This is a genomic window from Streptomyces sp. NBC_00376, from assembly GCF_036077095.1.
In the GTDB taxonomy this organism is placed as follows: domain Bacteria; phylum Actinomycetota; class Actinomycetes; order Streptomycetales; family Streptomycetaceae; genus Streptomyces.
Genome location: NZ_CP107962.1, coordinates 311046 through 323404, shown reverse-complemented (window position 1 = coordinate 323404; position 12359 = coordinate 311046). Strand labels below are relative to the sequence as shown.

17 protein-coding genes are annotated in these 12359 nt (G+C 69.2%); 11 read left to right on the top strand and 6 right to left on the bottom strand.

Going from position 1 to position 12359, the window contains the following annotated elements; genetic code table 11:
• Positions 1-18: 18 nt before the first annotated feature.
• The 11 genes from OG842_RS44630 to OG842_RS44580 all read left to right on the top strand — a co-directional run bounded on the left by OG842_RS44630 (position 19) and on the right by OG842_RS44580 (position 9026).
• Positions 19-1137, top strand: a complete 1119-nt coding sequence (locus tag OG842_RS44630) for a hypothetical protein (RefSeq protein ID WP_266738265.1) — start codon at positions 19-21, stop codon at positions 1135-1137.
• Between the two features lie 269 nt (positions 1138-1406).
• Positions 1407-1607, top strand: a complete 201-nt coding sequence (locus OG842_RS44625; RefSeq protein WP_266738267.1) for a hypothetical protein — start codon at positions 1407-1409, stop codon at positions 1605-1607.
• Positions 1608-1696: 89 nt separating this feature from the next.
• Entirely contained in the window at positions 1697-1996 is a 300-nt protein-coding gene (locus OG842_RS44620) for a hypothetical protein (RefSeq protein WP_266738268.1), read from the top strand.
• A gap of 242 nt (positions 1997-2238) precedes the next feature.
• Positions 2239-2610 (top strand): hypothetical protein, encoded by a 372-nt coding sequence (locus OG842_RS44615; protein ID WP_266738269.1) that lies wholly within the window; start codon positions 2239-2241, stop codon positions 2608-2610.
• A gap of 79 nt (positions 2611-2689) precedes the next feature.
• Positions 2690-3190: a hypothetical protein gene (locus tag OG842_RS44610; RefSeq protein WP_266738271.1), complete on the top strand. Its 501-nt coding sequence runs from the start codon at positions 2690-2692 to the stop codon at positions 3188-3190.
• A 42-nt stretch (positions 3191-3232) separates the two neighbouring features.
• Positions 3233-3757 (top strand): hypothetical protein, encoded by a 525-nt coding sequence (locus OG842_RS44605; protein WP_266738272.1) that lies wholly within the window; start codon positions 3233-3235, stop codon positions 3755-3757.
• Positions 3758-3900: 143 nt separating this feature from the next.
• The gene (locus OG842_RS44600) at positions 3901-6348 is read left to right on the top strand and encodes a hypothetical protein (protein ID WP_266738274.1); all 2448 of its coding nucleotides are present in this window, start codon (positions 3901-3903) and stop codon (positions 6346-6348) included.
• Between the two features lie 243 nt (positions 6349-6591).
• Entirely contained in the window at positions 6592-7239 is a 648-nt protein-coding gene (locus OG842_RS44595; protein ID WP_266738275.1) for a hypothetical protein, read from the top strand.
• Between the two features lie 85 nt (positions 7240-7324).
• On the top strand, positions 7325-7654 hold the full coding sequence (locus tag OG842_RS44590) for a transposase (RefSeq protein WP_266693273.1): 330 nt from the start codon (positions 7325-7327) through the stop codon (positions 7652-7654).
• On the top strand, positions 7651-8562 hold the full coding sequence (locus OG842_RS44585; protein ID WP_266738276.1) for an IS3 family transposase: 912 nt from the start codon (positions 7651-7653) through the stop codon (positions 8560-8562). The genes OG842_RS44590 and OG842_RS44585 overlap by 4 nt, the downstream gene beginning before the upstream one ends.
• Before the next feature lie 50 nt (positions 8563-8612).
• Positions 8613-9026: a hypothetical protein gene (locus tag OG842_RS44580; protein ID WP_266738278.1), complete on the top strand. Its 414-nt coding sequence runs from the start codon at positions 8613-8615 to the stop codon at positions 9024-9026.
• A 389-nt stretch (positions 9027-9415) separates the two neighbouring features.
• Here the strand turns inward: OG842_RS44580 and OG842_RS44575 are convergent, their stop codons facing one another.
• From OG842_RS44575 to OG842_RS44550, 6 genes are all read right to left on the bottom strand, one after another.
• Complete coding sequence (locus tag OG842_RS44575; protein WP_266738279.1) at positions 9416-9745, bottom strand: winged helix-turn-helix domain-containing protein; 330 nt, start codon at positions 9743-9745, stop codon at positions 9416-9418.
• A complete protein-coding gene (locus tag OG842_RS44570; RefSeq protein WP_266738280.1) occupies positions 9742-10179 on the bottom strand; it encodes a hypothetical protein in 438 nt (145 codons plus the stop codon). The genes OG842_RS44575 and OG842_RS44570 overlap by 4 nt, the downstream gene beginning before the upstream one ends.
• A 51-nt stretch (positions 10180-10230) precedes the next feature.
• A complete protein-coding gene (locus tag OG842_RS44565; RefSeq protein ID WP_266738282.1) occupies positions 10231-10488 on the bottom strand; it encodes a hypothetical protein in 258 nt (85 codons plus the stop codon).
• A 38-nt stretch (positions 10489-10526) separates the two neighbouring features.
• Entirely contained in the window at positions 10527-10991 is a 465-nt protein-coding gene (locus tag OG842_RS44560) for a hypothetical protein (protein WP_266738283.1), read from the bottom strand.
• Positions 10988-12007 (bottom strand): ABC transporter ATP-binding protein, encoded by a 1020-nt coding sequence (locus tag OG842_RS44555; RefSeq protein WP_266738284.1) that lies wholly within the window; start codon positions 12005-12007, stop codon positions 10988-10990. The genes OG842_RS44560 and OG842_RS44555 overlap by 4 nt, the downstream gene beginning before the upstream one ends.
• A gap of 133 nt (positions 12008-12140) precedes the next feature.
• Positions 12141-12272 carry a hypothetical protein gene (locus tag OG842_RS44550; protein ID WP_266738285.1) on the bottom strand — a complete coding sequence of 44 codons (132 nt, stop codon included), beginning with the start codon at positions 12270-12272 and terminating at the stop codon, positions 12141-12143.
• Between the last annotated feature and the right edge of the window lie 87 nt (positions 12273-12359).

Here is a 12359-nt window from a genome sequence, read left to right as displayed (position 1 = left end):
ACCAGAAGGGAGAAACCGGTGAAGGAGAACAGCAAGGGCTGGGGCGGGAGGATCACCGCGCGCGGGGTCGTGCTCGCCGTCCTGGGGGTGGTCACGCTGGGCGTGGCCGTCCTGAGCGTGGCCGTGTCCTACGACATTCTCGAACCCCGCTTCGGCGGGTGGGCCGTGCCGACCGTGGGCGCGCTGGACGCTCTGTGGGTGGTATTCCAGGCCACGGAGATCCTGGCTGGGAACAACCGCCGCCGGGCCTGGCGGGTGCAGTACGCCGGGCTGGCTCTCACGGTCGTCAACGCGGCCATCCCTACGGCCGACCTGATCCTGTCCCGGTCCCAGCCGGGCATCGACCTGGCCGTGGTCCTCACGCCGATCGCGATCGTCTTCACCAAGCTCGCGTGGTGGATCGCCCTCCCGTCGCTCGGCCGGCGGGTGTCTGCCGGGACGCGGCAGTCCCTGGAGTCCAAGCGGCAGACGGTGGCGGACAAGCTGGAGGAGATGGAGGCGGAGGCCGCGCACCGCATCGAGCTCCTGGAGCTGGCCACCGCCCTGGAGGAGAAGGTGGCCAAGGCCGAGACCGCCTACCGCAAGGGCGTCCTCAAGGCGCAGCACACGATGACCAAGGAGCTGCACGGCCAGGCCGAGACCACCGCGGCCACGGTTGCCGAGAAGGTTCTGCCGGCGTCCGTGGCGGCGATCGGGTTGCCGGAGCTCGGACAGTGGTCGGCGGTCGCCCCGGCACTGCCCAGCACACCCGACGGCGACCGGCACGGCAGCGGCACGCAGGTCAACGCGCTGCCGACCGGAACCGGCACGCCGGGTGTGCCGCCGTCCGGCACACCGGCACACCCGACCGGCACACCTACCGTCACGCTCGCCGACCTCGCGGCCGTGTCGGGTGTGCCGGTCCCCGAGCCCGGCCGGCCGCTGACCGACGAGCAGCTCGACGTGGTCCTGCGGCACCTGCGCTACGCGGATGACCCGCCGCGCTCCTACCGGCAGGCCCGCGACGCGTTCCGCCGCGCTGGCTTCGTCGGCAGTGAGGCGCGGGTGCGCATCGCGTTCGGTTCCCTGCTGGCCCAGGAGGACGGCGGCGGGGAGACCTTCGAGGACGAGGAGGAGTCCGAGGACACGAGCGCCTGACCACCGTCCGGCATCACCAGTGAGGGCCAGCCCGCATCCGTGCGGGCTGGCCCTCGCTGCGACTGCCGGAAGCAGCACGCAGTCGACCCGGCGCAGACCCGGTGAGCGACCCGGCGAGCGGAGCCACGGCTTCGCAGACCCGGCGAGCACCGCCATCAGCACACGGTCCGCCGGCAAGACCGGCGGACCGCGCCGCTCCCGGCCCGCTTTCCAGGGCCTGGCCAGGGGCGGCCCTTTACCCCCAACCACCAGTCAGGAGTGTGTTCACCATGGCCTTTTTCGGCCTGGTCGGCAACGACCGGGACCTCGCACGGCAGTACGGCGGCGAGTCCGCGAGCGACAAGGCGGCCCGCAAGCGCCGCGAGAGCCACCACCGCAACGCGGCGAAGGCGGACCGGCAGGGCCAGGCGTGGGAGGCCTCCGAGCGCGCCCGCCAGGACGGCGGCGGCTGGTGGCGGCGCTCCCGCTGACCAGCCCGCACCACAACCTATCCGCGCATTCCCGTAGGGCCGCACCGGCATCCGGTGCGGCCCTACGGCCTCATCTCCTTGGAGCGCTCGTGCTGTTCGCCTGCCTGCATATCCGCCGTCCGCGCCGCCTGAACCACCTGAGGCGCCTCGCCGAGACCCCGCTCACCGTCACCCGCCTGCCCGGCCCGCTCCTCGCCGCCCCGCATCCCGCCACGGTGCTGCCGCGGCTGCCCGACGGGTTCCAGCCCACCACCACCCCCACCCCCGCACCCACCGACCCGACCGCCGCGGACCCGGCCGAGTTGCAGGTGCGGGCCTGGCTCCACCACGACCAGCACGGCAGCACCGACGCCGTGACCAGCCCCGATGAGGCAGAGGCCCGGCGATGACCGACACCACGCACATCCGTCGCGACCAGCCGATCGAGCCGACCACCGTCGAGCTGTCCGGCGAGCGCACCGACAGAGGCGCAACGCCCCCTCCGCCGCCATCCGCGCCGCCCGCTCCGCCGTCCGCGAGCCCGGAGCCGGTCCCGCCGCCCCGGCGCAGGACTCCGCCCACTCCGCCCCCGGCCGGCCCCCCGGCCAGGCCTCCGGTCGGCCCTCCGCCGCCCCGGAACGGGGGCGGTGTGATGGCGCCCCCCGCACCCGCACCCGCACCCGTGCATCACCACCACTACTACCCCACCCAGCCCGCACAGCAGGACCGCCCGCCCCGGTTCAGCGTCTCCCGGCTCAGCCCGGTACGGAACGGCACCGCCCTCGTCGCCGGCCTGCTCCTGCTCCCGGCGTCCGGCAAGGTCTTCCACGTCTTCGGGGACGAGCCCGGGGTGATGATGGCCGCCCTGGCCGTCGCCGGACTCCTGGAGCTGCGCAGCAACCCGTACAACCGCATCCGGTCCTGGCTGGTGCGGGTTCTGACCTTCAATCTCCTCGCGTCCAGCGTGGTCACTCCGGCCGGCCTGTACCTGTACGGCTACCTCCTCACCGGGGTGTGGTCATGAGCGTCATCACCCTGCTCGGCACCGGGGGCCTGCTCGGGCACCTGGGCAGCCTCATGCCGTCTGTCGTGGCGGTGCTGCCGTGAGCGTGACCCCGGCTCAGCTGTCCCTCGGTGGCCTTGCCCTGGCGGCCGCGGTCCTGGTGTTCACGTTCGTGCGGTGGTGGCGGGGCGGGCGCGAGATGCCGTCGGCGGCCGCCATCACGGGTGGCCTGCTGATCGGTTTGCTCAGCGCCCTGTGCTCCGGCGGCCTGCTCGGCTGGGCCGCCCGCCGCACCGTCACCAGCGTCACCAACCCCCTGGGCAACGCGGTCTCGGGCAAGGGCGGCAACTGGCTGCTGCCCCAGACCGCGCCGTCCGGCATGAGCCCCGGCGGCGCCGTCGCCACGACCGCGCTCCTGGCCGTCCTCGTATTCGTCTGGCGCTGCTGCGACAACTATCTGCGCGCCCGGATCGCGGCCGGTGCCCTGGTCGGTTCGGCGGCTGGGCTGATCGGTGCGGTGTCCGGCCTGGCCGCCCTCACCCTCATCCCCGCCGTCAACCGTCTCGGCGACCAGATCGTCGCCGCCCTGCCCTTCCAGTAACCGCTGTTTCCTCCCTTTCACGTGGCCCGGAGGTCACCACCCATGAACATTCCCACTGGCACGCTGACGATCGGCGGCCTCTTCATCGGTCTCGCGATCCCGACCTGGCACGTCGCGCGATTCGCGATCGCCCACATCAAAAACCGCGGACAGATCCTGCGGGACGCCACGGAACTGATCCCGCTGCTCGCGGGCATCAGCTACGGCGGCCTGGCCACCGCCACCACCAGCGGGCTGATCGGCTTCATGACCGGCCTCTTCACCTGGCTCGGCAACGGCGTCGGGTCACTGGCCATGTGGGGCGCCACCGGCGGGGAGACCACCCTCGCCGCCCGCAGCAACGTCGTTGAGCTGACCGGCATGGGCAACCTGATCCTGCTGCTGATCACCGTGGTGATCCTCGGCGGCTGGAAGGCGATCCCCGACAGCGTCAAGCCGGAGATGGGACAGGGCATCTTCGCCGGAATCCTCCTCGGCCTGTCCGCGACCCTCGGCGGCTGGTTCGCCGCGTTCGTCATCCCCATGGCCAACGACCTGGGCGCTTCCCTGGTCGGCTCCATCGCCTGACCAGCAGCCCCCTTTTTTTGTGCCCGAACGCTATCGGCCGTCCCCGCACCGCACCCGGCGCCCTTCGTGCCGCGTGCGGCCGTGGTGCGCGGACGGCCGTCACCGCCCGGACCCGCCCACCCATTCCGCATGGAGGAACCCCCTTGACCACCCTGCCCGAACCCTTCGTCCTCGACCTCGAAACGGAAGGCGAGTTCCTCACCGACGACCAGCCCGGACCCACCCACGACGCACCGACCGCCGACACCACCAACAACGCCAGGACCAGCGAGGGCAAGAGCAGTGCCGCACACGGTGCAGCGTCCCGCCTGACCGCAGGCATGATCGCCCTGGCACGCAGGGAGATCACCGCGGTCCGTACGGGCGCGAAGGTCTTGCGTGCCGAGCGCGCCGCATGGCTCAACGCCTCCGACGAAACCCCCGCCCACCTGCGCGCCGGGCTCCTCAACCACCGCTACAGCACCTGGACGTCCCGCCAGCAGTCCGAGGCGAAGAACCTGGAGGAGAAGGCGGCCGGGCTGGCGAAACAGGCCGACAAGCTCGACCGCCAGGCCGGGCAGTTGCTCGCCGCCGCCTCTGCCGATCCCGAGGACGCTGGCAAGCAGGCCACTGCCCTGCGGCGGCAGGCTGCCTCGCTGCGGAAGGAAGCGGCGGGGTGGCGGAAGCAGGCCACAGAGGCCTCCCAGAGGCCCTACACAGCCCATCTGGAGCCTGCGGAGGCGGACTTGAGGCGTCACCGCCACCGGACCGCCACACGCCGCTGGGCAGCCACCGCAGCCCTCGGGCTGGCTATCGGCTGGGCCGAGATCCGTATCGGCGGCGCCCTGCTCCCCGTCCTTACCGCGTCCGGGATCACGACGACTGCGTGGGCCAAGGGCCGGTTCCCCGGCTGGCGCCGCGAGCTCCCTGAAGTCCCCCCGCTCGCCTACGAACTCGGCACCGGCCACCTTGCCGGCACGACCGGCACGGACCAGTCGTCGTCGGCCGGGCAGGCTGGTGCGGCCGCTCCGGGAACGCAGACTCCCGGCGACACCGGCAAGCCGTTCACCATCCACGAGGCGACCACGCCGGCCATGGCCACCGAGTGCGTCCGGCGGGCCCTGCTCGCCGAACGCGTTCCGGTCGCGCACGTCGGCGACGCTGTCTCGTACTCGTGGGGATGGGAGTCGGTGGCGCGGGTGTCCGAGGGAACCCCGGGCGTCATCGCTGACAAGCTCGGGGACCTGGAGACCCGGTTCGACGTCGGTGACGGGGACGTGATTCTCCAGCCCAACCGCAAGCGCACCGCCGAGGCCCTGCTGCGCGTGGTCACCGGCGACCTGTTCGGCGAGATGAAACCGCCCCCGTACCGGGCACCGCACTCGGTCGACGTCACCCAGGCCGGTGTCTTCGGGATGAGCGCGGACGGAACCGATCTGTCCTTCTCCCTCGCCGAGCTGATGGGCGAGATCATCGCCCGCTCCGGCGGAGGCAAGTCCACCATCATGCGGGATCTGCTCGACTGGACCACCGCCGCCCACAACGCGACCACTGTGTTCCTCGACCCGTCCGGCGACGGGCCGGGGCAGTTCACCGACGCGGTGAAACTCACCGCCACGGGTCCGATCCAGATCGAGTTCATCCTGCTCTCGCTCTACCGGCTCGCCGCCGGCCGCGCCCGGATTCGCCGCAAGCTCGGCATGGGCGACGCCTGGGAATGCACTCGGGAGCACCCGGCGGTCATCGTCTTCGTCGACGAGTTTCCCAAGCTCACCAAGCGCAGCAAGCAGATCATCGCCGAGCTGATGCTGGTCGGCCGGAAGGAAGGCGTCTGGGTGATCTTCGCTGCCCAGGGCTCCACCAAGGAGCTCCTGGGCAGCAACATCGCCCAGCACCCCGCACTCAAGATCATCGGCGCGTGCCGGGACGTCGACACCACCGGCGCCCTCGGCAGCGGCGCGGCCGACTTCGGCTACCTGCCGCACCGGCTCCACCCGAAGTCCGGCAAGGAGCTCAACCACTGCGCCCAGACCTACATCGTCGGAGCGCCGGGCCTGTCCGAGGACCCGATGCTCCACAAGTGGCACTACATCCCCGACGACGAGGGCGGCCGACGCGCTGCCGAACGCCTCACCGCCGGTCTCGTCGACGTCGACCAGGCATCGATCGACGCCGCACTCAAGGCCCCGAACCCGCCCGGTCTCAAGTTCGCCGACGAGGAAGAGGAGTACCTGCACTACGTACCGTGGCCCGACCTCCTCGCCATGGTTGCCGAACCCGACGACCACGAGGACGAGCCGGAGGACGACGATCCGGCCGACCTGCCCCCAATCCTGCAGGCAATCCGCGACGCCTTCGTTCACGAAAGCGAACCGAATTACCTGACCATGGACCAGCTCCACGGTCATCTCCGCGAGGACGACCCCGGGCAATGGGCGAAGTGGGACGACCGCGACGACCGCAGCCGTCTGCGGGAGCTCGGCAAAGCCCTCTCCCGCGCGCTGCGCGACGCGGGCGTGGACCTCTCCTCCGAGCGCATCACCGAGCTCGACGGGCAGCCCCGCGGCTACTACCTCGAAGCCATCCAGCAGGCCCTGGGCGAGAGCGAGTAGGGCATCCGCCGACCGGATCCTGATCGGCTTTCCATTGGATTTCGATCGGCTGCCGATTGGCGCTGATCGGCAGACCTCAGCCGATCAGCAGCCGATCGCCAACCGATCAGAAAACCAATGCTGACCAGCGAAAATCAATCAATCCAATCAACCACCGCACACCCCCGATCCGGCCCACGAACGCCCCCAGGGCGCGATCGGCGGGGGTGCGGCGCCCTGCTCCGAAGGTCAGGAGACCACCCCTTGCGCCGCTACCTCTACCGCTGCCCAGTCTGTCGGACCACCAGCCCCCTCACCCACACCCCCGCCGCCCTCACCGCCGAGCGCACCCACCACCGCCAGGCGCTCCACGGCGGCCACCACCCCGACGGCGAAAGAGTCGGCGAAGTCGACCGCGCGGGCCGCTGGTACGCCGACCTCGACCTCGTCACCCGAATCCAATCCCGCCTCACCGACACCTACGCAGACATTCACGATCCCAAAGGCACGGGCGCCCGCTCTGAGCCCGGGCGCTGGCCTGGCAGCCGCACCTGCACCGCCAGCGCCTACGGCCGCCGCTCGGTGAGCCGACACGTCGCCAGCTACAGCGCCATCCAGCTCGCTTCCACCCTCGCAGTCACCCGCACCCTCGGCTACCGCGTCCCCGCCAGCGCCCTGCTCACCGGCGCCGCGATCAACGCGATCACCCACGGAATCCTGGACAGGCGCGAACCGTTGCTCTGGCTCGCGAACAAGGCAGGCAAGAGCGGCTACATCAAGCACGCCACCGTCGTCCGCAAGGCCGGCGGCGAGGACACCGAGTACCCCAAGGCCGTCCAGGACGCCTCCGGCCCCGGCACCGCGCTGATGGAGCTGGACCTTCTCTGCACCAACTCAGCGGGTAGGAAGTGAAAGCCCGGTTCGCTTCTCAGGTGATCACTTGCATGTCCCTCCCCTCGTAGCGTGGAGTCCGTGATTGCAGGGGAAGTTGAGGTTCATGGGAACCGACAAGCGGACGTACGACGCCGAGTTCCGTGAGGGTGCTGTACGCATCGTGATCGAGACGGGGAAGCCGATCCCGCAGGTCGCTGAGGAGCTCGGTGTCCATCCGGGCACGCTGCACAGCTGGGTCTCGCGGTGGCGCCGCAACGGGTCGGCATCGTCCGACCGGCCCGCGGCCGCGGAGAGTGGCGGGCGGGTGCGGGAGAGCGAGCGCGCGGAACTGGAGCGGCTGCGGCGGGAGATGGGCGAGAAGAACAAGCGCATCCGGGAGCTGGAGATGGAGCGTGATGTCTTCAAGCGATGCATGGCCCTCTGGGTGAAATGACCGAGTCCGATCCCGCGGCACTGGCCGCGTTCATCGGTAACCAGAGGGCCGAGCACCACGTCCCGCACCGCCTGGCCTGCCGGGTTCTTGGGGTGTCGGAGTCCTGGTTCTACAAGTGGCGCGGCAAGCCCATGACAACCCGCGAGGTCCGGCGCGGGAAGCTGGCCGAGGCCATCAAGCAGATCTTCGAGGGCTCGGGCGGCACCTATGGCTCACCGAAGGTCTGGATCAGGCTCCTGCGGGAAGGATGGCGCGTCTCGGTGAACACCGTCGCCAAGATCATGGCCGAGCTCGGCCTGGCCGGACGCAAGATCCGTCGGCGCCGCGGGCTGACCAGGCCCGGCAAACGGGCCGCGGCTCCGGACTTCGTGCGCCGGGACTTCACCGCGGACGCACCCGACCAGGTGTGGGCCGGCGACATGACGGAGATCGTCACCGGTGAGGGCAAGCTGTATCTGGCCACCGTGATCGATCTGTTCTCGCGGCGCCTGCTCGGCTATGCGATGGGCGAACGACACGACGCCGAGCTCGTCGTCGCGTCCATGAACATGGCTGCCGCCACCCGCGGTGGCGACGTGAAGGGCGTGCTCTTCCACTCGGATCGCGGCAGCGAATATGTGTCCCGGCGGTTCAAGCGCGCCTGCCGGCGCCTGGGCGTGACGCAGTCCATGGGCCGGGTCGGGTCATGTTTCGACAACGCCGTCAGCGAGGCGTTCAACAGCGTGCTCAAGGTTGAGTACGTCTACCGGCACACCTTCGCTACCCGGGCCGAGGCCCGGCTGAGGATCGCCGCCTGGATCACCGGCTTCTACAACACCCACCGACTACACAGCGTGTGCGGATACCACAGCCCGATCGACTACGAACACGACCACCGAGCCAACTCCGCCTTGGGGCTGGCCGCATAGAAGATCTCCACAGAACGAGGGGATTGACAGCCGGTCCTCTCCCTATCCGCGTGCGGATCACGCAGGCGCAAGCTCTCTTCGACGAAGGCCTGATCGTTCATGCCACGCCCAGGTTCGCTGGCCTCGTACAAGATCTGGCAGGTCTTGGCCCGGAACACGCCGATAACGCCGCACGGTGCCGTTTCGGGCTTGCGCGCTGCCAGACACTTCTCGGGTATCAAGAAGAGGCTCTGAAGGGCCTCCTGGCCCTCGCGGATGCACTGCGACCATGCCGGCCACCTGATGACCGCCTGCTGCTAGACGTCCGATTCCACGTCGGCCAGCTGCTTCTCGACCAGGGCGATCAGCACGGCACCAGCGAGCTTGCCGAGGTCTACCGGGCTCTGACGGTTGCCGATCGTCCGGAGGACGCGGCGGTGATCGCGGAGGTTCGTCGGACGTTGAACCGGGCCACGCTGTGTTGACGCCCCAGTGACTGCCGGGCGGGTGCCCGATCCTGCCGACGTGTTCGGCAAGATCGGGCCGTAACACTGATCAACTCGGGACAACGTTGGTGATCGTGGGACGCACCGGCCCGGGGTGCGCTGGACACGTCCCGTCCGGCGACCTGTTCCCCGAGACGGTCACCTGCCGTCATGGCGGGGGCGAGGAACATCGGAACGAAAACCAGCGGCAAAGCCCTCGTCGTCCCTGGTGGACGGCTGACGGCTCGCCGTCGGCGGGAGGGGCCTGAAGCACCACCAGGGCTGGACCACTCAGAGAATTGGTGACAGTTGAACACGCGAGCCCACCGGTACCGAGGCCGGAAACAGCGGGCGTGCGGATGCCAGGGCCGTCTGGCACACGACGTCGCTCAAGTCTCGGATTCGTCTCCTGGGCTTGCCTGGGAGTCCCAGGCTGCGATCTCACGGAGGGCGTTCAGGTGACGGCCGAGGGCGGTGCGGCCCTTGCCGGTCAGGGAGAGCCAGGTGCGGGCGCGCTTGCCGACGAAGGCTTTGCGGACTTTCACGTAGCCGGCTTGTTCCAGCAAGGAGATCTGTTTGGACAGGGCCGAGTCCGTGATCTCGATGATGTTGCGGAGAGTCTTGAAGTCGGCCTCGTCGACCGAGGCCAGCGCAGCAGCGATGGAGAAGCGCACCGGTGCGTGGATGACGCTGTCGAGAGATTTGCGCGGGTGCGTCACGGCCTGCCCTCTGCGGCGCGAACGGCCTTGCGGTCCAGCATGCCGACCAGGAAGAACGGCACGGCGCAGAGGACGGCCCCCGGGATCCACCACAGCGGTTCGCCGGAGAAGTAGGTCGTGCCGAGGGTGACGGTGAGCGAGTAGATACCCGCTCCTGTTGCCGTGATGACGGCGTACAGCGCACGGTAGTGGCGCGGGAGGACCGGACGCGTCGCCGTGTAGATCACCAGGATGAAGAAGGGAATCAGCAGTACGACCGGGACGGCATAGCGCACAGAGGGCTGGATCATCAGCCCGTAGACGGCTGTCATCACCATCATCACGAGGCCCAGAAGGAAAACCAGGCGGTTGTGCTGCCGGGTTCCCCGGCGCATCTGCGAAGCCAGCGCATCTGCAGAAGCAAGGGCTTCACGCGCTTCCTTCTTGTTCATCATGGAGCCTTCCCTGGTGTGTGAGAGTGGAGGGTACGGTCTGGATGCTCGTGCCTATCGCGTTTCCCCTTGGTCCCACTTGAATGTGCGGACGGCGACGGAGACGGCCACGACCGCAGTGGCGGCGACGACCAGGATCGAGAGCCATGCGGGGTGGACCGGGTCGCCCTGCGACATCTGTGTGAGCATCAGGTCCGCGAAGAAGGACGTGGGCAGCAGGCCCAGCGTGGTACGGACGGCATCGGGCATGAACTCGACCGGGAACGCGAGGCCGCTCAGGAACAGCGCCGCGAGCTGGACGAGCGTACCCACGTTGGTGGCGGTGTCCGGAGAGGCCAGACGGCCGCCGATCAGGTAGCCGATCCCCCGAACATGGTCAGGCCGAGCAGCGCGATCCCGAAGAGAGCAGGAAGCCGGCTCGGCTCCACCTTGCCGAGGGTGACCGCCAGCGCCAGCAGGACGATCGTCTGGGCGGTGACCATGAGGATCCTGGCGAACATGTGTGTGAACACCAGCCGTGCCCGGCCCACGGGGGTAGTGCCGAGCAACCGGAGCGTGCCCTTGGCGCGCAGGTTTGCCAGCGGGCCCGCAGTGACGGTCAGCGCCGCGCTGGTGACGGCCAGGAAGATCGTCATCGGGAAGACGAGCTGGAGAAAGTCCGGTGCCCCGGACTCCTGCGGCACGACCGAGCCGATACCGAGAAAGATGGCAAGCATGCCGAAGGGGAAGAAGAAGGCGAAGTAGAAGTACTTCGGGTCGCGTGTGAGTTCGCGCGCGTGCAGCAGCGCGAGTTCACGAGAGGCTGGAGAGATCATGCGTCTACGCCTTCCGTCTTTCTGGGCTCCTTCCCGAGGCCGGCCTCGTCCGCTTCCGTTCCGACGGCCGCCTTGTGGAAGAAGACCCCGGTGAGGAGGCGGAACACCGTCTCCAGGCCGGCTTCCTTGATCTGGATCCGCCGAGCGCCGAGCGGGCCGGCAAGCAGCGTGAACGCCGCGTCGGAGTCTCTCGTTCGCGCCACCACCCGTGTTTCGCTGCCGGCATCGTGGCTTTCGATGTGGGACACGCCCACCGTGTCGCGCAGCTGTCCCAGGTCGGTGCCGGCAGGAACGGTGAAGTGCAGCTCGCGTTCAGGCGCGTGGGCCGCGATGAGGTCCTGGGGAGCGCCGCAGGCGGCGATCGCGCCCTTATGCAGCACAGCCACCCGGTCGCAGAGCGTCTCGGCCTCCTCCATGGAATGCGTCGACAGCAGTACGGTGCCACCGGCACTGCGGTGATCGCGGACCGCGTCCCACAGCTCCTGCCGGGCGTTGGGATCCATGCCGGTCGACGGCTCGTCGAGCACCAGCAGGCGCGGGCGGGAGATGAGCGCCGTACCCACGAGCAAACGCTGGCGCTGGCCGCCCGAGAGTTTTGCCACCCGGACGTCGCGCGAGCCCGTCAGGCCCATCCTCTCGATGACGGCGTCGGGGGTGTCGGGGTCGGGGTAGAAGGAAGCCCAGACCCGCAGCAGCTCCACCACCGTCTGTTGCTCGAACACGGCGGCCTGCTGCGGCTGGATCGCAACGTGCTTGCGTAATTCGTCGCGCTGTTCCATGGGGTCGTACCCAAGGACCCGGATCCTGCCCGCGGTAGGACGACGTAGGCCGACCAGCGTCTCAATGGTGGTGGTCTTGCCCGCTCCGTTGGGGCCGAGCAGTCCGAAGATCTCTCCCCGTTGCACGGACAAGTCGACACCCCGCATGGCGACGACATCCCCATTTGGGCCCGGGTAACGCTTGGTGACGTTCTCGAGCAGGATTGCTGCGTCATGGGACGGGTTGTGTTCAGCCATTCCGCGTCTGCCTCTCATCGGATACCGCTGAGGTCTCGCCGTGGTGCTGCTGTGCCGTATTCATTGCCACCTTGACATCCACTTTCCAAGTTGGCAAGTGGATGCTTGATGGAGAACTACCGAGTGAGGCACGTTAGTTGGCTGAGGCGAGGACGCCGAGCAGGCACTCCTCGGCGGGCACGAATCCCCAGCGGTTGAGGTCCATATGCAGGTAGTGGAGGAGCAGAACCGGTCCTTCTACGCCGAGGTCGAAGCGGCGGTTCACAGCGTTTCCGTCGACCGCATCCCCGCACTCGCCCAGGCCCTTGGGGTCAAGCCGGCCGACCTCTTCCGAAACACCGAGCCGGGCGAC

Coding starts and splice junctions, on each gene's coding strand:
- OG842_RS44615 (WP_266738269.1), top strand. CDS start 2,239: ATGGCGCCCCCCGCACCCGCACCCGCACCCGTGCATCACCACCACTAC.
- OG842_RS44560 (WP_266738283.1), bottom strand. CDS start 10,991: ATGATCTCTCCAGCCTCTCGTGAACTCGCGCTGCTGCACGCGCGCGAA.
- OG842_RS44605 (WP_266738272.1), top strand. CDS start 3,233: ATGAACATTCCCACTGGCACGCTGACGATCGGCGGCCTCTTCATCGGT.
- OG842_RS44555 (WP_266738284.1), bottom strand. CDS start 12,007: ATGGCTGAACACAACCCGTCCCATGACGCAGCAATCCTGCTCGAGAAC.
- OG842_RS44590 (WP_266693273.1), top strand. CDS start 7,325: ATGGGAACCGACAAGCGGACGTACGACGCCGAGTTCCGTGAGGGTGCT.
- OG842_RS44570 (WP_266738280.1), bottom strand. CDS start 10,179: ATGATGAACAAGAAGGAAGCGCGTGAAGCCCTTGCTTCTGCAGATGCG.
- OG842_RS44625 (WP_266738267.1), top strand. CDS start 1,407: ATGGCCTTTTTCGGCCTGGTCGGCAACGACCGGGACCTCGCACGGCAG.
- OG842_RS44585 (WP_266738276.1), top strand. CDS start 7,651: ATGACCGAGTCCGATCCCGCGGCACTGGCCGCGTTCATCGGTAACCAG.